Below are 24,762 nucleotides of genomic sequence, written 5' to 3'. Positions count from 1 at the left end.
CCCCATCGCATCCACCCGGCCAATGACGCCCCCGGGTCATCCGAAGATCTGAGGACGGTACTGGTGTATTTTCAGCCTCCCTACGGCGCTTCCGGCGCTTACCCCCCGAAGCAGGGCATGTTCAACCCGGCGTTCGAGAAGGACGCCTGCGGCCTGGCCATGGTCGCGACCCTGCGCGGCGAAGCAGGCCATGACATCATCGCGCTGGCGCTCGAAGCGCTGCGCAACCTCGAGCACCGTGGGGCGATCGGGTCGGATGCGGGCACCGGAGACGGCGCAGGGATCCTGACGCAGATGCCCGACGCGTTCCTTCGGGCGGTCGTCCCGTTCGAACTGCCCCCGGTCGGCGAGTACGCCGCGGGCCTGGCTTTCCTGCCGCGCGACTCGAGCGTCCGCCGAGAGCAGAAGGCAGGCATCGAGAAGATCGCGCGTTCCGAGGGCCTCCGCGTCCTCGGGTGGCGCGAGGTGCCCACGGCCAACGACAACCTCGGAAAGCTCGCCGACGAGGCTCGTCCCGCTTTCGAGCAGCTCTTCGTGAGCGCCGGGGGAGCGACGCATTCGGACGCCCCGCTCACCGGGATCGCCCTCGACCGTGTCGCCTACCGGCTGCGCAAGCGCGCCGGTCATGAGCTCGGCGCGTACTTCGTGACGCTGTCCGCGCGCACGCTCGGCTACAAGGGCATGGTCACCACCCTGCAGCTCGAGCCGTTCTACCCCGACCTGCAGGACGAGCGGTTCATGTCGGAGCTCGCGGTCGTGCACTCGCGCTACTCCACGAACACGTTCCCGTCCTGGCCGCTGGCTCAGCCGCTGCGCATGCTCGCGCACAACGGCGAGATCAACACCGTCGGCGGAAACCGGAACTGGATGCGGGCGCGCCAGTCGCAGCTCGAGTCCGAGCTGCTCGGCGATGTCGCCCCTCTGCTGCCGATCTGCACCGACGGCGCGAGCGACTCGGCGTCGTTCGACGAGGTTCTCGAGCTCCTGACGCTGACCGGGCGCAGCCTGCCGCACGCCATCATGATGATGGTCCCCGAGGCCTACGAGAAGCAGTCCGACATCTCGCCCGAGCTACGCTCCTTCTACGAGTACCACTCGAACCAGATGGAGCCGTGGGACGGTCCGGCCGCGCTCATCTTCACCGACGGCACTCTCGTCGGAGCCACGCTGGACCGCAACGGTCTGCGTCCAGGGCGCTGGACCGAGACGACCGACGGGCTGATCGTGATCGGCTCCGAGACAGGCGTGCTCACGTTCGAGCCCGAGCGCATCAAGCGTCGCGGGCGGCTGCAGCCCGGCAAGATGTTCCTCGTCGACACCGCGCAGCGACGCATCATCGAGGACGACGAGATCAAGCACGATCTCGCCACGATGCACCCGTGGCAGGAATGGCTGGATGCCGGAGCGGTGCGACTCGCCGACCTGCCCGAGCGCGAGCACATCGTGCACCCGCCCGCATCGATCACGCGGCGCCAGCGCACCTTCGGATACACCGAGGAGGAGATCCGCATCCTTCTGACCCCGATGGGCCAGAACGGCATGGAGCCCCTCGGCGCGATGGGCTCCGACACGCCCATCGCCGTCCTCAGCAAGAGGCCGCGTCTGCTCTTCGACTACTTCACGCAGCAGTTCGCGCAGGTCACCAACCCGCCGCTCGACTCGATCCGCGAAGAGGTCGTCACGAGTCTCAAGCTGGGGCTCGGGCCCGAGAGCAACCTGCTCACGTGGGGCCCAGACCACACGCGCACGGTGTCGCTCGACTTCCCCGTGATCGACAACGACGAGCTGGCGAAGATCCGTCACATCGACAAGGCGCTGCCCGATCGTTCCTGTGTGACGATCCGCGGTCTCTACCACTTCGACGCCGGTTCCAACACGCTCGAGCAGCGGCTCACCGAGATGTACGCCGAGGTCGATGAGGCCATCGCGCAGGGTGCCGAGTTCATCATCCTGTCCGACCGGGACTCCAACAAAGACCTGACGCCGATCCCTTCGCTGCTCATGGTGTCGGCGATCCACCACCACCTGATCCGTCGCGAGAACCGGATGAAGGTCGGTCTGATCGTCGAGGCCGGAGATGTCCGCGAGGTCCACCACGTCGCGACGCTCATCGGATACGGCGCCTCGGCGGTCAACCCGTACCTCGCGATGGAGACCGTGGAGCACCTCGTGCGTACCGGCTACATCACGGGCATCAGTCCCGAGAAGGCGGTCCGCAACCTGATCTACGCGCTCGGCAAGGGCGTCCTGAAGATCATGTCGAAGATGGGCATCTCGACGGTCTCCTCCTACGCCGGCGCGCAGGTCTTCGAGGCCGTGGGGCTGAGCGAGGAGTTCATCGACAAGTACTTCACCCGCACCGAGTCGAAGCTCGGCGGCATCGGGATCGAAGAGATCTTCATCGAGAACCAGGCGCGCCACGACTACGCCTACCCGGAAGACGAAGCGGCTCGTGCACACGAGCGGCTGTGGACCGGAGGCGAGTACCAGTGGCGCCGTGACGGCTCTCCGCATCTCTTCAGCCCGGAGACGGTGTTCAAGCTGCAGCACGCGACCCGGGAGCGCCGCTACGACGTCTTCCGCGAGTACACGAGGCTCGTCGACGATCAGGCAGCAGAGCTCAAGACGCTGCGCGGATTGTTCACACTGCGGACCGGCACTCGCAAGCCCGTGCCGCTCGACGAGGTCGAGTCCGTCTCGTCCATCGTGAAGCGGTTCTCGACGGGTGCCATGAGCTACGGCTCGATCTCGAAGGAAGCGCACGAGACCCTGGCGATCGCGATGAACCGTCTCGGCGGCAAGTCGAACACCGGAGAGGGCGGAGAGGACGTCGATCGCCTCGTCGATCCGGAACGCCGCAGCGCGATCAAGCAGGTCGCGTCCGGACGGTTCGGGGTCACGAGCCTCTACCTCACCGAGGCCGACGACATCCAGATCAAGCTCGCTCAGGGTGCGAAGCCCGGCGAGGGCGGCCAGCTGCCTCCGCAAAAGGTCTATCCCTGGGTGGCGCGCACACGCGGCGGCACTCCCGGGGTCGGTCTGATCTCGCCTCCTCCGCACCACGACATCTACTCGATCGAAGACCTCAAGCAGCTCATCTTCGACCTGAAGCGCGCCAACCCCGAGGCCCGGATCCACACGAAGCTCGTGAGCCAGTCCGGCATCGGGGCGGTGTCGGCCGGTGTGGCCAAAGCGCTCAGCGACGTCATCCTCGTCTCGGGCCACGACGGAGGCACGGGCGCCAGCCCGTTGAACTCCCTCAAGCATGCCGGCACGCCCTGGGAGCTCGGTCTGGCCGAGACCCAGCAGACGCTCATGCTCAACGGCATGCGCGATCGCGTGGTCGTGCAGGTCGACGGTCAGCTCAAGACCGGGCGCGACGTCATCATCGGCGCCCTGCTCGGCGCGGAGGAGTTCGGATTCGCGACTGCGCCGCTCGTCGTGAGCGGATGCATCATGATGCGCGTCTGCCACCTCGACACCTGCCCGGTCGGCGTCGCGACCCAGAACCCGGTCCTGCGCGAGCGCTTCAGCGGCAAGCCCGAGTTCGTCGTGAACTTCATGGAGTTCATCGCCGAAGAGGTGCGCGAGCATCTCGCCGCTCTCGGCTTCCGTTCGATCGACGAGATCGTCGGCCGCGCGGAGCTTCTTGAGGTCGATGCCGCCGTCGACCACTGGAAGGCCGAGGGGCTCGACCTGGGCCCGGTGCTCGACGGCCCCGCGTTCCCGGCGAGCGAGCCTCGTCGCAGCGCTCGCACGCAGGATCACGAGCTCGAGAAGCACTTCGACGTGCAGCTGATCGACATCGCGAAGAACGCCCTGCTGAACGGCGAGCCCGTGGTCGCCGAGCTCGCCATCGCGAACACCGAGCGAGCTGTCGGGACGATGCTGGGTCACCAGGTGACCTCGCGTCATGGCGCGGCGGGTCTTCCCCGCGGCACGATCGACGTCACCCTTCACGGCACGGCCGGTCAGTCGCTCGGTGCGTTCCTCCCGTCCGGCATCGTCCTGCGTCTGGAAGGCGACTCCAACGACTACGTCGGCAAGGGCCTTTCGGGCGGCGACATCTCGATCCGTCCGCCGCGTGGCTCGAAGATCGTCCCGCACGAGAACGTGATCGCGGGCAACGTCATCGGATACGGTGCGACCTCGGGAACCATGTTCCTCTCGGGCGTGGTCGGCGAGCGCTTCCTGGTGCGCAATTCGGGCGCCACGGCCGTCGTCGAGGGCGTGGGAGACCACGCGCTCGAATACATGACGGGCGGTGTGGCCGTGATCCTCGGATCCACCGGCCGCAACCTGGGCGCCGGTATGTCCGGGGGAGTGGCCTACATCCGCTCGCTCGAGACCGGCAAGATCAACGCGCAGTCGCTCAGCAGCGGAGAACTCCTCCTCGAGCCGCTCGATCGCGCAGATCTCGAAGTGCTTCGCAGCCTGATCGCCGAGCACGTGGAGCGCACGGCCTCGCCGCTCGGCTCCGACATCCTGGCGCGATTCGATGAGGTCGCAGGCCAGTTCACGAAGGTGCTTCCGCGCGATTACGCCGCTGTCCGCAGCATGCGCGATGAAGCAGTCGCCGAGGGGATCGACCCCGACGGCGACATCGTCTGGAACCGCATCCTGGAGGTGACCGGTGGCTGATCCCAAAGGCTTTCTGAAGGTCCCGGAGCGTGAGCTTCCCAAGCGTCGCCCCGTTCCCGTCCGCATCATGGACTGGAAAGAAGTGTATGAACCCGGCGATCAGGCCGTGCTTCGTCGGCAGGCGAGCCGATGCATGGACTGCGGTGTGCCGTTCTGCCACTCGGGATGCCCGCTGGGCAATCTGATCCCGGAGTGGAACGATCTGACGTGGCGGGGCGAAGGCCGCGCCGCGATCGATCGCCTGCACGCGACCAACAACTTCCCGGAGTTCACCGGGCGTCTGTGCCCCGCGCCGTGTGAGAGCGCGTGTGTGCTCGGCATCAACCAGCCTCCGGTCACGATCAAGCAGATCGAGGTCTCGATCATCGACGAGGCCTTCGCCAAGGGCTGGGTCGAGCCGCAGCCGCCCGCACGCCTGACGGGCAAGACGGTCGCCGTGGTCGGATCGGGTCCCGCCGGTCTCGCGGCCGCACAGCAGCTGACGCGTGCCGGACACACCGTCGCCGTGTTCGAGCGCGACGATCGCATCGGCGGTCTGCTGCGCTACGGCATCCCTGATTTCAAGATGGAGAAGGGCCAGCTCGAGTCGAGGCTTCGTCAGATGCAGGAAGAGGGCACGCGTTTCCGTGCCGGTGTGGAGATCGGCAAGGACATCTCCTGGGCCGACCTTCGCGCTCGCTATGACGCGGTGGTCGTCTCGACCGGATCGACGGTCCCGCGAGACCTGTCGATCCCCGGGCGCGACCTCGACGGTGTGCACTTCGCGATGGAGTACCTGGTCGAGTCGAACCACGCGGTCGCCGGAGACAAGGTCCCCGAGCAGATCACGGCAGAGGGCAAGCACGTCATCGTCATCGGCGGTGGCGACACCGGAGCCGACTGCATCGGCACCGCGCACCGTCAGGGCGCGCTGAGCGTCACGAACCTCGCGATCGGAAAGCAGCCCGGCACGGAGCGACCGGGGCACCAGCCCTGGCCCATGATGCCGACCGTGTTCGAGGTGCAGTCGGCACACGAAGAGGGTGGTGAGCGCGTGTTCCTGGCGTCGACCGTCGAGTTCCTCTCGAACGACGTCGGCGAGGTCCGCGCACTCCGGGTCGCCGAGACCGAGTACATCGACGGACGCCGCGTGCCGAAGAGCGGCACGGAGCGAGAGATCCCCGCGGATCTCGTTCTGATCGCGATGGGCTTCACCGGCCCCGAGCAGGACGGCTTCACCGACGAGGTCCGCCCGCAGACCACCGACCGCGGTGCGTTCCAGCGCGCGGACAACTACGAGTCGACCGTTCCGGGAGTGTTCGTGGCAGGCGATGCCGGCCGTGGACAGTCTCTGATCGTCTGGGCGATCGCCGAAGGTCGCGCCGCAGCCGCGAACGTGGACCGGTTCCTCATGGGAACCACCGTGCTGCCCGAGCCGGTGCGTCCTCATGAAGTCGCTATCGGCCTTCAGCCCGCGTAGGCTGAGCCGCGGCACCGTCGCCTGATTTCCATCCCCCACTACCCTGGAGCAATCTTTGAGACGCGCGAAAATCGTCGCCACCCTGGGCCCCGCCACATCCACGTATGAGACCGTGCGTGCACTCATCGACGCCGGCGTTGATGTCGCCCGTCTGAACCTCAGCCACGGCGACTACTCCGTGCACGAGAACAACTACGCCAACGTTCGTCGCGCCGCAGACGACGCGGGTCGCGCCGTCTCGATCCTCGTCGACCTGCAGGGACCGAAGATCCGCCTCGGCAAGTTCGAGGCCGGCCCCTACGAGCTCGCCAAGGGCGACATCTTCAAGATCACGACCGAAGAGATCATCGGCAACAAGGAGATCTCCGGCACGACCTTCAAGGGTCTGCCCCAGGACGTCAAGCCCGGTGATTTCCTCCTCATCGATGACGGCAAGGTGCGTGTCGAGGTCGTCGAGACCGACGGCGTCACCGTGACGACCAAGGTGATCGTCGCCGGTGCCGTGTCGAACAACAAGGGCATCAACCTCCCGGGTGTCGCCGTGAACGTTCCCGCCCTGAGCGAGAAGGACGAAGACGACCTGCGCTGGGGACTGCGCATCGGTGCAGACCTGATCGCCCTGTCGTTCGTCCGCAACGCCGAGGACGTCAGCCGCGTGCACGAGATCATGGCGGAGGAGGGCGTCAAGGTCCCCGTCATCGCCAAGGTCGAGAAGCCGCAGGCCGTCGACGCACTCGAAGAGATCGTCGACGCGTTCGACGCGATCATGGTCGCCCGCGGTGACCTCGGCGTCGAGCTGCCGCTCGAGGCCGTCCCGATCGTTCAGAAGCGTGCCGTGGAGCTCGCACGTCGCATGGCCAAGCCGGTCATCGTCGCGACCCAGATGCTCGAGTCCATGATCAACAGCCCGGTGCCCACGCGTGCCGAGACGTCGGATGTCGCGAACGCCGTTCTCGACGGCGCTGATGCCGTGATGCTCTCGGGCGAGACCAGCGTGGGCGATTACCCGGTCGTCGTCGTCGAGACCATGGCCCGCATCATCGAGTCGACCGAGGAGCACGGTCTGGAGCGCATCGCGCCGCTGACGACCAAGCCCCGCACGCAGGGTGGCGCCATCACGCTTGCCGCTCTCGAGGTCGCCGAGTTCGTCGAAGCCAAGTACCTGTGCGTGTTCACCCAGTCGGGCGACTCGGCGCGCCGTCTGTCGCGTCTGCGTTCGCGGATCCCGATGATCGCCTTCACGCCCGAGCCGGGCATCCGCCGGCGCATGGCGCTGACCTGGGGCATCCAGTCGAAGCTCGTCGACATGGTGCAGCACACCGACCTCATGTATCTCCAGGTCGATGACTATCTGCTCTCCAACGGCCTCGCCGCCGAAGGAGACAAGGTCGTCGTGATCTCCGGTTCCCCTCCTGGAATCGTCGGCTCGACCAACGACATCCGCGTCCACAAGGTGGGTGACGCCGTCAACGGCGCCGCTCCCATCTACAAGGAGGCGACCGTCTGATCGGACGTGCAGTGGAGGGGTGGAACCGCGGTTCCGCCCCTTCGTCGTATCCACGCATCACCTGGTGGCAGCGCGCGGCCTGGTGGGCGGCGGACTATGCCTACGCGGGCTACTGGCAGCTGCGCGCCGCAGCCGGACGCCGCGATCCGGCCGTCTTCCGCAGCGGGCACCGGCTGCCCATCGTCATCCTCCCCGGCGTCTACGAGACCTGGCGATTCATGCAGCCGCTGGTGACGGCACTGCACGATCGTGGCCACCCGGTGCACGTCGTCGAGACGCTTTCGCGCAACCGGCTCCCCGTGCTCGACACCGCGCGGCACGTCGCAGATCTGCTCGCGCAGGCGGACATGACCGATGTGCTCCTCGTCGCCCACAGCAAGGGGGGACTCGCCGGAAAGGCGGTGATGACGGGAGCCGAGGGGGAGAGGGTGCGCGCGATGATCGCGGTCGCCGCACCGTTCGGCGGCTCGCGCTACGCGAGGCTGTTCCCCACGCGGTCGGTGCGGGCCTTCTCGCCCTCTGACCCGGCGATCCTGGAACTCGCCCGCAGGCGCGAGGTGAATGCTCGCATCGTCTCGGTGTACGCCGCCTTCGACCCCCATATCCCGGAGGGAAGCGAGCTCTCCGGCGCCAGGAGGAACGTGCGTTTGCACACCGGCGGGCACTTCCGCGTCCTCGCGCACCCCGCTGTGCTGAAGGAGATCGAGGCGCTGGCACAGGAGTGAGCCGTCGACGACACATGTCGATCGAACAACTTCCACGTGGAGGTTTCTGATAATCTGATGGCCGACGACACGGGTCGTCAGCGATCAGCACACCGAAGGAAGGTCACCGTGGCCCTGCCAGAAGCCTCAGTCCAGCTGTACACACTCGCCGCGGAGTTCTCCGCCGACATGGAGGGCTCGCTCGAGAAGCTCGCGGCGATCGGTCTTCGCAACGTCGAGGCGTTCGACTTCGTCCGACGTCCTGACGAGATCCGTACGGCACTCGACGCAGCCGGACTCGCATCGCCGACCGGTCACGCGCCTCTTCTCTCGGACGAGCTGTGGACGCCGGACGGCTCCATCCCCACACCGGCGCCTGAGGTCGTCTTCGAGGCAGCCGCGAAGGTCGGCCTGAAGACGGTCATCGATCCCTTCGTCGTTCCGGAGCGGTGGTTCACGCTCGAGGGCGTGACCGACATCGCCGACCGGCTCAACGCCCTCTCCGAGACGGCCGCAGGCTTCGGGCTCACAGTCGGCTACCACAACCATGCACAGGAGTTCGTCGAGAACTTCGACGGCGAGACCGCATTCGAGCGCTTCGTCGCGCTCACCGACGACCGGGTGGCGATCGAGCTCGACCTGTACTGGGCGCTCGTCGGCGGTCAGGATGTTCCTGCGCTCGTATCCCGGCTCGGCGAGCGGCTCGTCGCCGTGCACGTCAAGGACGGCGTGGCGCCGGCGAGCAACCCCTTCGCACCGGGCGCACCCGACTTCGGATCCGATGCGCTCGACCAGCGACACGCGGGAACGGGCGACGTGCCTCTGGCCGAGTCGCTCCGCGCCGCCGCCGCCCTCGAGTACGCGATCATCGAATACGACAACGCTCCGGGCGACGTGTTCGCCGACATCGCTGCGAGCTACTCGTTCCTCATCGAAGGCGGGTTCGCACGATGAGCGCGGTCGGCATCGGAATCATCGGCGTCGGAGTCATCAGCGACACCTATCTCGAGAACCTGTCGTCGTTCCCTGATGTCGAGGTGCTGATCGTCGGCGACCTGCTGGCGGAACGTGCGCAGGCTCAGGCGGAGAAATACGGCGTGCCCTCCTTCGGATCCGCCGCCGACGTGCTGGCTCATCCGGGGGTCGATCTGGTGGTCAACCTCACGATCCCGGCCGTGCACATCGAAGTCTCCCGGGCCGCGATCGCGGCAGGAAAGCATGTGTGGACCGAGAAGCCGCTCGGTCTCGACCGTGAGGGAGCGGCCGAACTGCTTCGGGAAGCCGACGCCGCGGGACTCCGTATCGGCTCTGCTCCTGACACGCTGCTGGGACCGGGCTTCCAGGCCGCACGGCGCGCGATCGAGGACGGGGTCATCGGGCGTCCGCTCTTCGCTCAGACCGTGTTCCAGACGCAGGGCCCCGACCTGTGGCACCCGAACCCGGCATTCCTCTTCGCCGAGGGCGCAGGCCCGCTGCTCGACATGGGACCGTACTATTTCTCGGCACTGGTGAGTCTGCTGGGTCCGGTGGACCACGTGGCGGCCGTCGGGTCGAAGGCGCGCGAGGAGCGCGAGATCCACACCGGTCCGCAGGCGGGCACGACCTTCCCGGTCGAGGTTCCATCGACGATCCAGATCGTCACAGCCTTCGAGGCGGGTGCTCAGGCGCAGAGCCTGCTGAGCTTCGACTCGGCGCTCGAGCGCCACGGCATCGTCGAGATCCACGGCACCGACGGGACCATCGTGATCCCCGACCCGAATGCGTTCGCGGGGCGCATCGCCTACGTGAAGCCGCTCGGAGTGATCCGTGACGGAATGTCCTTCACGCAGGAGTGGGTCGAGATCGAGCACGACGACGTCGCGGTGGGTCGCGGCCTCGGCGCTCTCGACATGGTGCGTGCGATCGCAGAGGCACGCCCGCACGTCGCTTCCGGCGAGCTCGGTTTCCATGTGCTCGACATCCTGCTCTCCGCACAGGAGTCGGCTGCGACGGGCAAGACCGTCGTCGTGGAGAGCACGGTCGCGCCCGTGCCGCTGCTGCCTGCCGGCTTCGACCCGTTCGCGGCGACGCTCTGAGACAGCGACCTCCACCGCATTCTGGGAGGCCCTCGGGCCGTGGGCGACGAGTCCGCGGCCCGAGGGCCTCGCGCTGTGATCAGAGGTCGTCAGCGGCCTTCAGCCGCGAGCCAGCAGCCGGTCGAGCATCTCGAGCGCCGCTTCGTGCTCGACCGTCGGATCCAGCAGCCATTGCGTCTGCAGGCCGTCTGACGCCGCGATCACGAGCGCTGCGACCAGGTTCGGGTCGAGATCCGCGCGCAACTGTCCTGACTCCTGCATCTCGCGCACACGGTCGGCCATCTCCGCGCGGAGCCGTGAGAAGCGCTGTGTGGCGAACTCATGAGCGACCGGGTGATTCTCCTCGAGCGCTGTGGCGACGAGAGTCGAGTAGAGCTGCACGAGGCCGGGGATGGTCCGGTTCTCCTCCGCCGAGACGCGCATCATCATCGCCGGGCTCAGATCGCTCTGCTTCGGATGCTCATCGTCCGTTCGCCGCTCGGATTCGCGATACACGGCGACCAGCAGCTCCTCGAGAGACCCGAAGTAGTGCGTGAGAGCGGCGTGCGTCACTCCGACCTCTTCCGCGATCGCGCGCAGCGTCGTCTTCTTCGAACCACGACGGGCGAAGACCTCGATCGCTCTGTCGAGGATCTCCTGGCGACGAGCGATGCCCTTTGCATAGCGCCCCCTGGCGCGGGGGACGCCGGGGGAAGGATCGGTCATCCCCTGATGCTATCGGTGCATCCGTCGCACGACGGCCGACAGTCGCGTCATAGAACCCGCTTTCGACCGTCTCTCTGTATGGATGCATCACGCACGCCGCCGATCGCGCGGTCGACACCCGAAGGAGGACGATGATGATCGAGTCGTCTCGAACGAGGCTTCGCCACAGATTCCGTGCGGAGTCGGTCCTCCAGTCCGTCCTGAGCGACTTCGCCGCGGTCGGACTGCCGAGAGAGCCGATCACCGCAGGGATCGAGGTCGCGGATCACGGCGGCCTGACGGCGCATATCGATGTGGCCGGACGCACACTGCGCGTCTGTGCAGAGCAGCCGCAGCGCCTGGCCGCGGCCGTCGCCTCGTTCCTCCAGGAGGGTGAGCTCCTGCGCGGCAACGAGTGGCCGAGCATTCCGGGCCTCGGAGTGCTGCGCCCTCTGGTGCAGGGGGAGAAAGCCGTGTGGGCGATGTCAGACGGCGCCACCCTGTGCGAGATAGGCGAGCTCTTCTCGCCCGTGCCGTAGCGCGAGAGGACATCTGAGAGTGCCGGCGGTGGGACTCGAACCCACACGCCCTTTCGGACAAAGCATTTTGAGTGCTCCGCGTCTGCCATTCCGCCACGCCGGCTCGTGTGTCGCGTCATCGACCCTATCGCAGGAAGCACCGTGCGCGACCACGCCCGGCACCTTCAGGAACGCCGACGGCGCTCTCCAGTAGGATGGACACGTGACCGAGCAAGAACAGGCAGCTGAGCAGCCCACGGCATCCGCACCCCGACGCGTCGTCGTCGCCGAAGACGAGTCGCTGATCCGTCTCGACATCGTCGAGATCCTCCGCGACAACGGCTTCGATGTCGTCGGCGAGGCAGGAGACGGCGAGACCGCTGTCGCACTCGCAACCGAGCTGCGCCCCGACCTCGTCATCATGGATGTCAAGATGCCGCAGCTCGACGGCATCAGCGCGGCCGAGAAGCTGCACAAGGGCAACATCGCCCCCGTGGTCCTCCTCACGGCCTTCAGCCAGAAGGAGCTCGTGGAGCGTGCGAGCGAAGCGGGTGCGCTGGCATACGTCGTCAAGCCGTTCACGCCGAACGACCTTCTGCCCGCGATCGAGATCGCCCTGGCGCGTCACGAGCAGATCATCACGCTCGAGGCCGAGGTCGCCGACATGGTCGAGCGCTTCGAGACCCGCAAGCTCGTGGATCGCGCCAAGGGCCTGCTCAACGAGAAGATGGGGCTCTCGGAGCCCGAGGCGTTCCGTTGGATCCAGAAGGCATCGATGGACCGTCGCCTGACGATGCAGGACGTCGCGAAGGCCATCATCGAGCAGCTGGCGCCGAAGAAGTAGTCTTTGTTCGCACTCGACGCGGAGCACCTGCTGCGTCCGGTTCACATCGGTGACGGTGCTGCGCTCGCGAGAGCATACTCCGCGAATCGCGACCATCTCGCGCCGTGGGAGCCACTCAGGGCTGCGGAGTTCTTCACTGCGGAGTGGCAGGAGTTCCATGCGGAGCAGTGCGTCATCGAAGCGTCGGCGGGTCGCAACATCCGATTCGTGATCGAGTCGTCCGATGGTGAGATCCGCGGACGGATCAATCTCAACAACATCGTCCGCGGGGCTTTCTGCAACGCGGACCTGGGCTACTGGGTCGACAGGACGCGTCTGCGACGAGGCCTGGCCTCCCGCGGAGTGCACCGGGTCGCCGCCTACGCTCGAGACGAGATCCGACTGCACAGGTTGCAGGCCGCGACCCTCTTGCACAACGCCGGCTCACAGCGTGTTCTCGCCGACAACGGGTTCGAGCGCATCGGCATCGCGCCGCAGTATCTGCGCATCGCGGGGGAGTGGCAGGACCACGTCCTCTTCCAGCTGCTGCTGGTCGAGCGGCTCAGTCCGCCGCAGGAGCGTCCTTGATCATGTTCGTGATCCGGATGGTCGAGCAACGACGGCCCTGATCGTCGGAGACGACGATCTCATGCACAGTGATGCTGCGTCCGAGATGCACCGGCGTGCAGACGCCGGTCACCAGTCCTGAGGTTGCCGAGCGGGTATGGGTCGCGTTGATGTCGACGCCGACCGCGAGCCGCCCGGGACCCGCATGGAGGTTCGCCGCCATCGAGCCGAGTGACTCGCCGAGCACGACGTAAGCGCCGCCGTGCATGAGGCCGACCGGCTGCGTGTTCCCCTCGACGGGGAGGGTCGCGACGCAGCGCTCGGTGGTGAACTCGAGGAACTCCATGCCCATCTTCTGGGCCAGTGCGCCCATCCCGCGGGCTGTCGCCCAATCGAGTCCTGCACTCGTCGCGGTCTCGGTCATGGATCCTCCTCAGCGGGTGTCTGTCGTCCTCGTTAGGCTGACAGGGTGACGGACTCCGCAAAGCCTACCCTCATGGTCGTCGACGGCCATTCGCTCGCCTATCGCGCCTTCTTCGCCCTCCCGGTCGAGAACTTCACGACGAAAGACAACCAGCACACGAACGCCATCTACGGCTTCCTGTCGATGCTGGTGAACCTGATCAAGGCCGAACGGCCCACTCACATGGCGATCGCCTTCGACACCTCCCGCCATTCGTTCCGCACCGACGAGTACCCCGAATACAAGGCGACCAGGTCAGAGTCGCCTCAGGAGTTCCGCGGCCAGATCCCTCTGCTGCAGGACTGCCTCGCAGCGATGTCGATCCCGGTCCTCACGAAAGAGGGCTTCGAAGCAGACGACATCCTCGCGACCCTGTCGACCCAGGGCGCCGCGCAGGGATACGACGTCCTCGTCGTCTCGGGAGATCGAGACACGATCCAGCTCGTCACCGACGACGTCACGCTGCTCTACCCGTCGGTGCAGGGAGTCTCGCAGCTCAAGCGCTATGACCCGGTGACCGTGCAGGAGCGTTACGGGGTGCGTCCCGAACAGTACCCCGACATCGCAGCGCTCGTCGGCGAGACCAGCGACAACCTCCCGGGCGTGCCGAAGGTGGGGGAGAAGACCGCCGTCAAGTGGCTCACGCAGTTCGGGTCTCTCGATGAGCTGCTCGATCGCGCCACCGAGATCAAGGGCGTGGTCGGAGGCAACCTTCGCGACCACATCGAAGACGTCCGTCGCAACCGCAAGCTCAACCGGCTGTTGACAGACGTCGAGCTGACTGTCGCTCCGGACGATCTCGCGGTCGCGCCGATCGATGCACAAGCGGTGCGAGACATCTTCGCGCGGCTCGAGTTCCGCACCCTCCTGCCGCGAGTCTTCGAGGCTGTCGGGGCGGGCGAGGTCGCTGACGACCCGACGACTGTCGTCGCGCTGCCGGCCCCCGTCGAGGTCAGCGGATCCGAGTTCGCGACGTGGGCCGAGGGTCAATCCGGGGAGGTGGCGCTGAAGCTCGTGCTCGATGGCGGGCGTCCTGCCAGGCTCGGCGCGGCGACGGAGAGCGAGCTGCGCGAGCTGGAGTGGAGCGACGATGTCGCTCCGATCGTCCGCGACTGGCTCGAATCCGAGGCGCCGAAGGCTCTGCACGACGCCAAACCGCAGGTGAAGGCGCTGCTGCGTGCAGGAGTGCGTCTGGGCGGACTCGCCTACGACACCAGCCTCGCGGGGTGGCTGCTGCGCCCGAGCTTCCCCGACAAGACGCTCAGTGACCTCGTCGAGCGCTACCTCGGAGAGAAGCTCCCAGAAGCCGACCCGTCTCAGCTCGTCCCGGAGACCGAAGGGGCCACTCCTTCTCAAGAGGCGTGGTTCGCTCTGCGGGTCGCCGCGGCCCTGCGCGAAGACATCCCGGAGTCCGTCGCCGCTGTGCTGACCGACATCGAGCTGCCGACGCTCACCACGCTCGCCGACATGGAGATCGCCGGCGTCGCGGTGTCGCACGAGGTGCTGTCCACGTTCTCGGGAGAGCTCGCGACACGCGCCGAGAACATCGCACAGGAAGCGTTCGGCATCGTGGGGCGCGAGTTCAATCTCGGCTCGCCCAAGCAGCTTCAGGAAGTGCTCTTCGACGATCTGCAGCTTCCGAAGACGCGAAAGACCAAGACCGGATACTCGACGGATGCCGCGGTCCTCGCAGACCTCCAGGACAGTCATCCGCATCCGTTCCTCGGCCTCCTCCTGCAGCATCGCGAGGCGACCAAGCTCCGCCAGATCATCGAGTCGCTCGACACCGCGATCAAAGACGATCAGCGTGTGCACACGACATACGTGCAGACCGGAAGCCAGACGGGTCGACTCTCGAGCACCGATCCGAACCTGCAGAACATCCCGGTGCGCACGGAGGAGTCGCGGCGGATCCGCAGCGCGTTCCAGGTCGGCGAAGGTTACGAAGCGCTGCTCACCGCCGACTACTCGCAGATCGAGATGCGGATCATGGCGCACCTGTCGGGTGACGAGGGTCTCATCGAGGCCTTCAACAGCGGTGAAGACCTGCATCGGTTCGTCGGAGCACGAGTGTTCGGCGTCGATCCGAGTGACGTCACGCCTGCCATGCGCACGAAGGTGAAGGCCATGTCCTACGGACTCGTCTACGGTCTTTCCGCGTTCGGCCTGTCGAAGCAGCTCCGCATCGAGCAGTCCGAGGCGAAGCAGTTGATGGTCGAGTACTTCGCGCGTTTCGGCGCGGTGCGCGACTATCTTCGCGCCTCGGTGATGCAGGCCAAGGAGGTCGGCTACACCGAGACGATCTTCGGTCGCCGTCGGCCTTTCCCCGACCTGGCGAGCCCCAATCGTGTGCTGCGCGAGAACGCCGAACGGGCCGCACTGAACGCCCCGATCCAGGGAAGCGCCGCAGACATCATGAAGATCGCCCTGCTGCACATCCATGACGACCTCCGCAGAGAAGGGCTCGGATCCCGCGTCCTGCTGCAGATCCACGACGAGCTCGTCGTCGAAGTCGCCCCGGGGGAGTGGGACGCGACCGAACGCATCGTTCGCACGCGCATGGGCGATGCCGCCGATCTGAGAGTGCCGCTCGATGTGCAGGTCGGCCGCGGGCGCGACTGGAACGAAGCCGCGCACTGAGTGGATGGGCGGTGGCGGGCATACCGAGACGTTCCCGCCACCGACCCGGACTACTCTGGAAGGATGACTGCAGCCTCCCGCACTCCGTCAGCCATCGACAAGATCGCCGAAGAATGGGTCGGCACCATCGCGGTGCTCGCCCCGACACTCGGCACCTACATCGGTCGGGATGACGTCAACGATCGGTTCGGCGACCTGAGTCCAGAGGGCCACGAGGAGATCGCTGACGCGACGCGCGCGACCCTCGCGAAGCTCGACGCGCTCACGCCCGTCGATGCGATCGACGAGATCACCAAGAATGATCTCTCCGCGGAGCTCGGGCTCGATCTCGAGCTGCACGAAGCGAAGTGGCACTTGCGCGATCTCAATGTGATCGCTTCGGCTGCGCAGGATGTGCGGTCGGCCTTCGACCTCATGCCGACGGCCACTGCGGACGACTGGTCAGTCATCGCCGCACGCCTCGCGGCCGTGCCTGAGGCGCTGCGCGGCTACACCGAGACGTTGCGCGCGGGCATCGCCGCCGGCGTCACTCCGGCTCGACGGCAGGTGGTCGAGGTGGCCACGCAGATCGACCGGTACACCGCGGACGACGGTTTCTTCGCGGCGTTCGTGGCAGACGCCGCACCGGCGGAGGGAAATCTGCCGGCGTCGCTCGCCCGCACGCTCGCCGACAACTCCGCGGCAGCGCGCGTCGCCTATCACGAGCTTCGCCGGTTCCTCGCCGAAGACCTGGCCCCCGCAGCAACCGAGACCGACGCCGTCGGACGCGAGCTGTACGCGCTGAACTCGCGTCGCTTCCTCGGCGCGACGATCGATCTCGACGAGACCTACGAATGGGGCCGCGAAGAGCTCGAGCGCATGGTCGCCGAGCAGACGGCGATCGCGAACGAGATCCTCCCCGGTGCGACCGTCGAAGAAGCCGTCGCCCATCTCGAGGCCGACCCCGCACGCAAGCTCGTCGGCACGGAGGCGCTCCAGCGGTGGATGCAGGAGACGAGCGACCGTGCGGTCGCCGAGCTGGGAGCCACGCACTTCGACATCCCTGAGGCGATCCGGACCCTCGAGTGCATGATCGCGCCGACGCAAGAAGGCGGGATCTACTACACGGGGCCCACAGACGACTTCTCGCGCCCGGGCCGCATGTGGTGGTCGGTGCCCGAGGGAGTCACCGAGTTCGACACCTGGCGCGAGCTCACCACGGTCTATCACGAGGGCGTGCCGGGACATCACCTGCAGATCGCGCAGGCGGTGTACAACCGCACCGAGCTGAACTCCTGGCGTCGTCTGCTCGCGGGCACCTCAGGTCATGCCGAGGGCTGGGCCCTCTACGCCGAGCGCCTCATGCAGCAGCTGGGCTACCTCGACGACCCTGCCGATCGACTGGGCATGCTCGACGGCCAGCGCATGAGAGCGGCCCGCGTCGTGCTCGACATCGGCGTGCACCTCGGCAAGCCGCGACTCGACGGCAAGGGAGTCTGGGATGCGGACTACGCTCTCGACTTCATGCGTCAGAACGTCAACATGTCCGACCAGTTCGTGCAGTTCGAGGTGAACCGTTACCTCGGCTGGCCGGGACAAGCTCCGTCCTACAAGGTCGGCCAGCGCATCTGGGAGCAGGTTCGCGATGCCTATCAGGCTGAACGCGGGGCGGGCTTCGACGTCAAGGAATTCCACAAGCGCGCGCTCGACATGGGCGGAGTCGGCCTCGACACTCTGCGCACCGCGCTCCTGTCGCGCTGAGGGAATGATCGAGGTCGAACCACTGTTCATTCATCTGAATGGAAAGGGATGACATGAGCATCGAATTCGGGCTGGACACGTTCGGCGACATCACGCGGGGTGACGACGGCGAGCTTCTGACAGGAGCGCAGACGATCCGCAACATCGTCGAACAGGCCGAGATGGCCGATCGCGTGGGCGTCGACTTCTTCGGCGTGGGGGAGCACCACCGCTCGGAGTTCGCTGTCTCTGCTCCCGAGATGGTGCTCGCCACGATCGCGGGACGCACGAAGAGCATCCGTCTCGGAACAGCGGTGACCGTGCTGTCCTCGGATGACCCCGTGCGGGTCTTCGAGCGCTTCGCCACGCTCGACGCGTTGTCCGATGGCCGCGCCGAGGTCGTGTTGGGGCGTGGCTCATTCATCGAATCGTTCCCGCTGTTCGGGTATGACCTGCACGATTACGATGCGCTGTTCGAGCAGAAGCTCGAGCTGTTCGTCGAGTTGCTCGCCGAGAAGCCGGTCACCTGGTCCGGGTCGATGCGCGCCTCTCTCGACAACGCCGATGTCTTCCCGAAGACGGCGAACGGCCTCCGCACGTGGGTCGGCGTGGGCGGGAGCCCCGAGTCGGTCATGCGGGTCGCTCGGCACGGCCTCGGGCTGATGCTCGCGATCATCGGTGGTCCGGCGGGCCGGTTCAAGCCCTTCGTCGAGCTCTACCACCGCTCCGTCGCGTCCTTCGGCACGACCTCGCACCCGATCGCCGTGCACTCGCCCGGTCACATCGCCGACACGGACGAAGAAGCCTGGGAGGCCGCCTACTCGGGCTTCGAGGCGATGAACAACACGATCGGCGCCGAGCGGGGATGGCCGCCATACAGCAGGGCGCGGTTCCAGAACGACATCGGACCCGCGGGTGCGACGTATGCCGGTTCCCCCGACCGCGTGGCGGCGAAGATCGCAGACACGGTGACGACCCTGGGCCTCGGTCGATTCGATCTCAAGTACGCGACCGGCACGCTGTCGCACGAGTCCATGATGCGCAGCATCGAGCTCTACGGCACCGAGGTCATCCCGCGAGTGCGCAGACTGTTGGCGCAGCGCGACTGACGACGGCTGCGGCCGGCGACGGGCATGGGCAGGGCACCCTACGATGAGGGAATGGCCAACACCTCGTTGCCGAGCCGCGCTTCGCTCGCCGGACGTCTCGACGATCTGCCGTTCACCCGCCGTCACCTGCGGCTCCTCACAGGATCCGGAATCGGATGGGCGCTCGATGCCATGGACGTCGGTCTCATCTCGTTCATCCTCGCTGCGCTCACCCAGCAGTGGGGGCTGACCAAGACGGATGCGGGCTGGATCGCCTCGGTGGGGTTCATCGGCATGGCGATCGGGGCGACTCTCGGAGGGCTCCTCGCCGACAGACTGGGACGCCGCCAGGTCTTCGCCTTGACGCTTCTCGTCTACGGCGTCGCCACCGGTGCCAGCGCGCTGGTCGGCGGGATCGCCGCGTTGCTGATCCTCCGATTCCTCGTGGGACTCGGACTCGGAGCCGAGCTCCCCGTCGCGTCGACGTACGTCAGCGAGTTCGCGCCGGCACGAATCCGCGGCCGGCTGATCGTGATCCTCGAAGCATTCTGGGCGCTCGGGTGGACCGCGGCCGCACTGATCGGCTACTTCGTGATCCCCGCCTCGGACAACGGCTGGCGGTGGGCCTTCGCCTTCGGCGCGATACCTGCCGTCTACGCATTGATCGTGCGATGGGGTCTGCCGGAGTCGCCGCGGTGGCTGGCCTCTCGAGGGCGAATCGCCGAAGCGGACCGCATCGTGTCGATGTTCGAAGCAGACGCAGGTGTGGAACCCGGTCCCGCGATTCGCCGCGAACCGGCATCGCGCGCGATCGCCGCCACCGCGCGGGCACGGCTCACCACGTTGTGGAACGCGGAGTTCAAGACGCGCACGCTGTGCCTGTGGATCGTGTGGCTGTGCGTGAACTTCGCCTACTACGGCGCGTTCATCTGGATCCCGAGCATCCTGGTCGACGCCGGATTCGACCTCGTACGCTCTTTCGGCTTCACACTGATCATCACCCTTGCTCAGCTTCCCGGTTACGCCGTCGCCGCCTGGCTGATCGAGGTGTGGGGGCGCCGCACGACGTTGTCTGTCTTCCTCGTGGGATCCGCTGTGTCGGCCGTCTTCTTCGGCACGTCGGCGACCGAGGTCACGATCATCGCGTCGGGTATGGCTCTCTCTTTCTTCAACCTCGGAGCATGGGGAGCGCTCTACGCGGTCACTCCCGAGATCTACCCGACCTCACTGCGCGGGACGGGCGCAGGATGGGCCGCTGGGGTGGGACGACTCGCGTCGATCGCGGCCCCGCTCGCCGTCCCCGTCATGTTGATCGCCGGCGGTGCGCCGTTGCTCTTCACGGTGTTCGGAGCATGTTTCGTGGTGGCCGCCGCGGCCGCGTGGGGGCTCTCGGATCGACGCGGGCAAGCTCTGGACGATCGATGAGGCTCCGCTTTCTGCGCACCGCCTAGGCTGGTTCCGTGACAGAGGTACGATATGTGGCCATCGGCGATTCCTTCACCGAGGGGGTCGGTGACGTGCTTCCCGACGGACGAGAGCGCGGCTGGGCTGATCTCGCCGCGCAGGGCTGGGCTGATGCCTCCGGACAGGTCGTGAAATACGCGAACCTCGCGATCCGTGGAAAGCTCGCCTGGCCGATCGTCGAACAGCAGCTCGAACCCGCGCTCGCGCTCGGCCCGACGCATCTCTCCTTCAACGGCGGTGGCAACGACATGCTGCGTCCCCGCACAGATCTCGAGCACATCGCCGATGCCTTCAGCCGGGTCCTGCGACGCTGCGACGAGGAGGGCGTGACGCTGATCCTCCTCTCGGGCGCGAACCCGAGCGGTCAGCTGCCGATGGGCGGCCTGGTGAAGAAGCGCGGCGACCTGCTCTCGGAAGCCGTTCTTCGGCGCATCGAGGATCGCCCCGATGTGGTGCGTGCGCTGAACTGGCCGGACCGCGAGCTGGCTCAGCCGCAGTACTGGTCTGAAGATCGCCTTCACATGAACTCGGCAGGCCATCACCGCGTCGCCGCCCGAGTCCTGCACGGACTCGGGTTCGAACCCGATCCGACGTGGTGGTCTCCGTCGTCGCTTGCAGCAGCGGGTCCCGGCGGACTCGCGTATTACCGGGAGTTCGTCGGTCCCTGGGTGAGGCGCCGCGTCACCCGCACGTCATCCGGAGACGGGCGCGCCGCGAAGCATCCGGCCTGGATCGAGTTGGCCCCGCGCTCGTGACCGACATCGAGATGCGTCGCATCGTCGGCGGTCAGGTCACGTTGCATGACGCCCGTCGCAAGATCGAGCGCTCGGTCGACCTCGACGACTTCGAGATCGGCGTCTTCCCGGTGACGGAGGAGCAGCTCGGCGAGATCCTTCCGATCCCGTCGCGACACCCGCGCAGACCGGCCTCAGATCTCAGCTGGCTCCGCGCCGTGCACTTCTGCAACGCGGCTTCCGAGTGGGAGGGACTCGATCCGGTCTACCGCTTCGACGGCGAGGATATCTCGTGGGACACTGCGGGGGAGGGGTACAGGCTTCCCACCGAGGCCGAATGGGAGTTCGCCTGCCGCGCAGGTTCCGTCGGACCCCACTACGCACCGCTCGCGGACGCTGCGTGGACGGGCGCCGACGGAGTGACGGCGCCGCAGGATGTCGGCGGCAAACTGCCGAACCTCAACGGACTTTTCGATACCCTGGGCAACGTCTGGGAGTGGTGCTGGGATTTCCTCGACCCCGCACGATACGGCGACTACCGCGTGTTCCGTGGCGGCGGGTTCGCCGACGATTCCTGGAGTGTGCGGGCCTCTGTACGACGGGGAGGAGCTCCTCGCATGCATCACGAGGACGTGGGCTTCCGCGTGGCGCGTGGCGCATTCGACACGCCAGGGGAGGCTCAGGGGTGGTCGGACCGAGCCGACCGCGAGAACGCCGTCGTTGACGGACCCGTGCCTTTCGGATGGACGCCGCTGAGACGGCCCGGGCGCTGAGACCGACTTCTCGTGTTCGGCGAGCACTGCCGGCAGTGGCGTCAGGGGCGCTCCATCGGCTTGACCATATAGCGTGTCGGTCCGGCCGATTCGGCGAACCCGTACTTCGCGTACAGTCCGTTTGCCGTGCTCGTCGCCAGCATGATCCGTTTCACCGTCGAGTAGCGCTGCAGATCGTCGATGACGCCCTCGACGAGCATCTTCCCGATTCCGTGCCCCCGCATCGTCTCGTCGACGAACACGTCGCACAGCCAGGCGAACGTCACGCCGTCGGTGACCACTCGTGCGTAGGCGACCTGACGACGGTCGACGTCGAGGACGCAGTAGTTGCGAGACGCATCCATCGCGGCATCCTGAGTGTCGCGCGACCGGCCTTGCGCCCAGTACGACTGCTCGCTGAGCCAGCGGTGAACCAGATCGCGGTCGATGACGCGCACGTCGCTGGAGAACGAGAATGGCCCGGGCATGAACGACAGCCTAGAAGACTCAGCGGCGCTTCTCGGGGTCCAGCCCCATCCTGATGCGGGTGCGCTTGCGCTCGACGAGAATGAACACCACACCGAGGATCCAGAGCGGGATGGGCATCAGGAAGGCGATCCTGAATGCCTCGAACGAGTATGTCTCCGGCGTACCCGCGCCCTGGATGTCGAGGGCGAGGCCGATGAGCCAGATCGCGATGAGTGCCGCGATGAAACCACCGGCGTTCGTCACGCCCGTCGCAGTGCTGAGGCGGTGCGATGGGTTGTGGGTCCGAGCGTGATCGAACGCGATCATGCTCGCGGGACCGCCCGTGGCGAGCGCGATGGCGAGCGCGTAGAGCATCCACAGGGGAGCGGGTTCGGGCATGGCGATCACGGCGACCCAGGCGACGAACTGCACGCCGACCGCCGGCAGTACGAGAGCGAGAGAGCGCTGATTGGGAAGGCGCCGTGACAGGTCGCCGATGACCGGCCCGAGCACCATACCCGCGATCACGTAGACGGAGATGATCCCGGCGGCATGAGCGGTGTCCAGTCCTTGAGCGGCCGTGAGGAAGGGCATCCCCCACAGCAGGATGAACGCCGTGCCGGCGAACGGAGTCGTGAAGTGCGACCAGAAGGCGAGGCGGGTGCCCGGATGCGCCAGCGCTGCACGGATGCCGACACCTGTGTCGATCGACGACGTGACGACGCGGATCACGCCCGTGTCGGTATTGACCGTCACATCGGCTCCCCGCTCCGCCGGGTGGTTGCGGATCAGGAGGGCGACGAGAACGGTGAACAGCACGCCGAGACCCGCGATGCTCCCGAAGGTGATCGTCCAGGTCGTCGCGTGCAGCAGCGCGGCGAGCGGCACCAACGCGATCAGCTGACCGGCCTGGCCGATGATGCCGGTGAACTGCACCATGATCGGCCCTCGTTGGGCCGGGAACCAGGTCGCCACCAGTCGCAGGACGGCAGGGAAGATCGCCGCATCGCCGGCGCCGAGGAGGACACGGGCGAACACGGCGATGCCGATGCTGGGGGAGAGCGCCATCGTGAGCTGCCCGGCTGCCATCAGCAGCATGCCGACCGTCATGATCGGACGCGAGCCGAACCTGTCGAGCAAGATGCCGATCGGGATCTGCATGCCGCCGTACACGGCGAGCTGCACCACGGAGAACAGCGCGAGCGTCGACGCATCCGCCTGGAATCGATCGGCGGCCTCGACTCCCACCGCACCGAGAGAGGTGCGGTTCGTGATGGCGAGCACGTACGCCGCCACACCCACCGACCAGATCAGCCAGGCCCTCCAGCCCGGTGTCGTCACGGGGGAGTGGGGGACCTTTTGCACCCCTCAACGCTACTCCTGCCCCGAGGCTGTTCCGGCCGATGGCGATCTGCCAGAGGGGTGCCGGATGTCGGATGCGCTCGCTAACGTGGCCGCATGACACCAAAGCCCGTTCACCACTCGATCAACTACGTCGAGATCGTCGTCACCGACATCGATACGGCGAAGCGCTTCTACCAGAAGGCCTTCGGCTGGGCCTTCGTCGACTACGGTCCGTCGTACGCCGGAATCGCCGACCCCTCAGGAGACGGTTCCGAGGTGGGGGGCCTTCTGCTCTCCGACACCGGCCGCGCCGCCGGAGGCCCTCTCGTGCTGTTGTACTCCGACGACCTCGACGCCACCCAGATCGCGATCGCCGACGCCGGCGGCGCGGTCACCCAGGGGCCCTACGACTTCCCTGGCGGACGGCGCCTTCACTTCATCGACCCGACGGGCAACGAGCTGGGGGTCTGGTCGGCCCAGTGACGTGGGGGCGGCAGAATGAAGGGATGCCCCGAGAGCGACAGCGCCTCCAGCCGCGAGTTCGCGAAGCCGACTGGAGTGTCGATGTCGGCGCGGTGAGCGCCCTCGTCCGGGAGTATCTCGTGCAGACCGAAAGCGAGAAACGCGAACACGGGGTGGCGGATGTCCCGGCGGCTTCCAGCACGCTCGCGGGGCGCCGACTGCCGGCGCGTTACGAGCGGGAACTGCTGGATCCGCGAACCGCATATGCCGGATGCACGACGTTTCTCGCGGAGTTCGATGATCGCCCCGCGGGAGTCGTGATCGTCGGGGCCGACGGGGGAGGAGCCGAGATCAAGCGGGTGTGGGCCGACCCCGAGCTGCGCGGTCGCGGCGTCGGCTCGGCCCTCGTGGATGCAGCGCTGTCGCTCGCGTGCGACGAGTTCAGGCTGTCGGTCTGGGAGTGGCGAACCGCCGCGATCCGCCTGTACGAGTCCCGAGGTTTCGAGAGAGTCGCCAGCTGGGACGACCGGCCGGGGCTGGTCTGCATGATCCGCAGTGCCCGCTTCGACGGCGAGGCGCGATGACGTCGCATCCCGCTGCAAGCACCCGCTCACGTGGATCACACTCACACGACCGGTTCCTCGTCGTCG

At 66.9% G+C, this 24,762-nt stretch carries 21 protein-coding genes and 1 tRNA gene; 17 read left to right on the top strand and 5 right to left on the bottom strand.

Annotated elements, in window-relative coordinates:
• Nucleotides 1-117: 117 nt before the first annotated feature.
• The 6 genes from gltB to AC3WS6_RS10775 all read left to right on the top strand — a co-directional run bounded on the left by gltB (nt 118) and on the right by AC3WS6_RS10775 (nt 10,386).
• Nucleotides 118-4,641, top strand: coding sequence for a glutamate synthase large subunit (gene gltB, locus AC3WS6_RS10800; RefSeq protein ID WP_492501485.1), 4,524 nt, complete (start codon nt 118-120; stop codon nt 4,639-4,641).
• Nucleotides 4,634-6,100 (top strand): glutamate synthase subunit beta, encoded by a 1,467-nt coding sequence (locus tag AC3WS6_RS10795; RefSeq protein WP_492501016.1) that lies wholly within the window; start codon nt 4,634-4,636, stop codon nt 6,098-6,100. The genes gltB and AC3WS6_RS10795 overlap by 8 nt, the downstream gene beginning before the upstream one ends.
• A gap of 55 nt (nt 6,101-6,155) precedes the next feature.
• Nucleotides 6,156-7,607, top strand: coding sequence for a pyruvate kinase (gene pyk, locus AC3WS6_RS10790; protein WP_492501015.1), 1,452 nt, complete (start codon nt 6,156-6,158; stop codon nt 7,605-7,607).
• Nucleotides 7,608-7,618: 11 nt separating this feature from the next.
• Complete coding sequence (locus AC3WS6_RS10785) at nt 7,619-8,332, top strand: esterase/lipase family protein (protein WP_492501014.1); 714 nt, start codon at nt 7,619-7,621, stop codon at nt 8,330-8,332.
• A 108-nt stretch (nt 8,333-8,440) separates the two neighbouring features.
• Nucleotides 8,441-9,265: a sugar phosphate isomerase/epimerase family protein gene (locus tag AC3WS6_RS10780; protein ID WP_492501013.1), complete on the top strand. Its 825-nt coding sequence runs from the start codon at nt 8,441-8,443 to the stop codon at nt 9,263-9,265.
• Nucleotides 9,262-10,386, top strand: a complete 1,125-nt coding sequence (locus AC3WS6_RS10775) for a Gfo/Idh/MocA family protein (RefSeq protein ID WP_492501012.1) — start codon at nt 9,262-9,264, stop codon at nt 10,384-10,386. The genes AC3WS6_RS10780 and AC3WS6_RS10775 overlap by 4 nt, the downstream gene beginning before the upstream one ends.
• A 99-nt stretch (nt 10,387-10,485) precedes the next feature.
• Here the strand turns inward: AC3WS6_RS10775 and AC3WS6_RS10770 are convergent, their stop codons facing one another.
• Nucleotides 10,486-11,091, bottom strand: coding sequence for a TetR/AcrR family transcriptional regulator (locus AC3WS6_RS10770; RefSeq protein ID WP_492501010.1), 606 nt, complete (start codon nt 11,089-11,091; stop codon nt 10,486-10,488).
• Between the two features lie 134 nt (nt 11,092-11,225).
• Between AC3WS6_RS10770 and AC3WS6_RS10765 the strand changes: the two genes are divergently transcribed.
• The gene (locus AC3WS6_RS10765; RefSeq protein ID WP_492501009.1) at nt 11,226-11,609 is read left to right on the top strand and encodes a hypothetical protein; all 384 of its coding nucleotides are present in this window, start codon (nt 11,226-11,228) and stop codon (nt 11,607-11,609) included.
• A 20-nt stretch (nt 11,610-11,629) separates the two neighbouring features.
• Here AC3WS6_RS10765 and AC3WS6_RS10760 read toward each other — a convergent pair.
• Nucleotides 11,630-11,712 (bottom strand) — tRNA-Leu (locus tag AC3WS6_RS10760).
• Nucleotides 11,713-11,811: 99 nt separating this feature from the next.
• Here AC3WS6_RS10760 and AC3WS6_RS10755 point away from each other — a divergent pair.
• Together AC3WS6_RS10755 and AC3WS6_RS10750 are read left to right on the top strand one after the other, a co-directional pair.
• The gene (locus AC3WS6_RS10755) at nt 11,812-12,432 is read left to right on the top strand and encodes an ANTAR domain-containing response regulator (RefSeq protein ID WP_067118227.1); all 621 of its coding nucleotides are present in this window, start codon (nt 11,812-11,814) and stop codon (nt 12,430-12,432) included.
• 3 nt (nt 12,433-12,435) lie between these two features.
• A complete protein-coding gene (locus tag AC3WS6_RS10750; RefSeq protein WP_492501008.1) occupies nt 12,436-12,999 on the top strand; it encodes a GNAT family N-acetyltransferase in 564 nt (187 codons plus the stop codon).
• Here AC3WS6_RS10750 and AC3WS6_RS10745 read toward each other — a convergent pair.
• Nucleotides 12,974-13,402, bottom strand: a complete 429-nt coding sequence (locus AC3WS6_RS10745; RefSeq protein WP_492501007.1) for a hotdog fold thioesterase — start codon at nt 13,400-13,402, stop codon at nt 12,974-12,976. The genes AC3WS6_RS10750 and AC3WS6_RS10745 overlap by 26 nt on opposite strands.
• Before the next feature lie 45 nt (nt 13,403-13,447).
• On the opposite strand from AC3WS6_RS10745, the gene polA reads away from it, so the two are divergent.
• The 6 genes from polA to AC3WS6_RS10715 all read left to right on the top strand — a co-directional run bounded on the left by polA (nt 13,448) and on the right by AC3WS6_RS10715 (nt 21,859).
• A complete protein-coding gene (gene polA, locus AC3WS6_RS10740; protein WP_492501006.1) occupies nt 13,448-16,081 on the top strand; it encodes a DNA polymerase I in 2,634 nt (877 codons plus the stop codon).
• Between the two features lie 63 nt (nt 16,082-16,144).
• Complete coding sequence (locus tag AC3WS6_RS10735; protein ID WP_492501005.1) at nt 16,145-17,821, top strand: DUF885 domain-containing protein; 1,677 nt, start codon at nt 16,145-16,147, stop codon at nt 17,819-17,821.
• A 53-nt stretch (nt 17,822-17,874) separates the two neighbouring features.
• A complete protein-coding gene (locus AC3WS6_RS10730) occupies nt 17,875-18,909 on the top strand; it encodes an LLM class flavin-dependent oxidoreductase (RefSeq protein ID WP_492501003.1) in 1,035 nt (344 codons plus the stop codon).
• 51 nt (nt 18,910-18,960) lie between these two features.
• A complete protein-coding gene (locus tag AC3WS6_RS10725; RefSeq protein WP_492501002.1) occupies nt 18,961-20,313 on the top strand; it encodes an MFS transporter in 1,353 nt (450 codons plus the stop codon).
• A 35-nt stretch (nt 20,314-20,348) separates the two neighbouring features.
• Nucleotides 20,349-21,107 (top strand): SGNH/GDSL hydrolase family protein, encoded by a 759-nt coding sequence (locus AC3WS6_RS10720; protein WP_492501001.1) that lies wholly within the window; start codon nt 20,349-20,351, stop codon nt 21,105-21,107.
• On the top strand, nt 21,104-21,859 hold the full coding sequence (locus AC3WS6_RS10715) for a formylglycine-generating enzyme family protein (protein WP_492501000.1): 756 nt from the start codon (nt 21,104-21,106) through the stop codon (nt 21,857-21,859). Before AC3WS6_RS10720 ends, AC3WS6_RS10715 begins: the two co-directional genes overlap by 4 nt.
• 41 nt (nt 21,860-21,900) lie before the next feature.
• Here AC3WS6_RS10715 and AC3WS6_RS10710 read toward each other — a convergent pair whose 3' ends face one another.
• Together AC3WS6_RS10710 and AC3WS6_RS10705 are read right to left on the bottom strand one after the other, a co-directional pair.
• Nucleotides 21,901-22,326: a GNAT family N-acetyltransferase gene (locus AC3WS6_RS10710; RefSeq protein ID WP_492500999.1), complete on the bottom strand. Its 426-nt coding sequence runs from the start codon at nt 22,324-22,326 to the stop codon at nt 21,901-21,903.
• Nucleotides 22,327-22,345: 19 nt separating this feature from the next.
• Nucleotides 22,346-23,671, bottom strand: coding sequence for an MFS transporter (locus tag AC3WS6_RS10705; RefSeq protein ID WP_492500998.1), 1,326 nt, complete (start codon nt 23,669-23,671; stop codon nt 22,346-22,348).
• A gap of 93 nt (nt 23,672-23,764) precedes the next feature.
• On the opposite strand from AC3WS6_RS10705, the gene AC3WS6_RS10700 reads away from it, so the two are divergent.
• Nucleotides 23,765-24,133 carry a VOC family protein gene (locus AC3WS6_RS10700; protein WP_492500997.1) on the top strand — a complete coding sequence of 123 codons (369 nt, stop codon included), beginning with the start codon at nt 23,765-23,767 and terminating at the stop codon, nt 24,131-24,133.
• A gap of 23 nt (nt 24,134-24,156) precedes the next feature.
• Nucleotides 24,157-24,696: a GNAT family N-acetyltransferase gene (locus AC3WS6_RS10695; RefSeq protein WP_492500996.1), complete on the top strand. Its 540-nt coding sequence runs from the start codon at nt 24,157-24,159 to the stop codon at nt 24,694-24,696.
• Nucleotides 24,697-24,762: the final 66 nt, after the last annotated feature.

The sequence above is a fragment of the Microbacterium sp. EB106-03-03-XG65 genome, assembly GCF_058791955.1.
The sequence above is the reverse complement of the archived record's forward strand: the minus strand, read 5'-3'. Positions and strand labels throughout refer to the sequence as shown.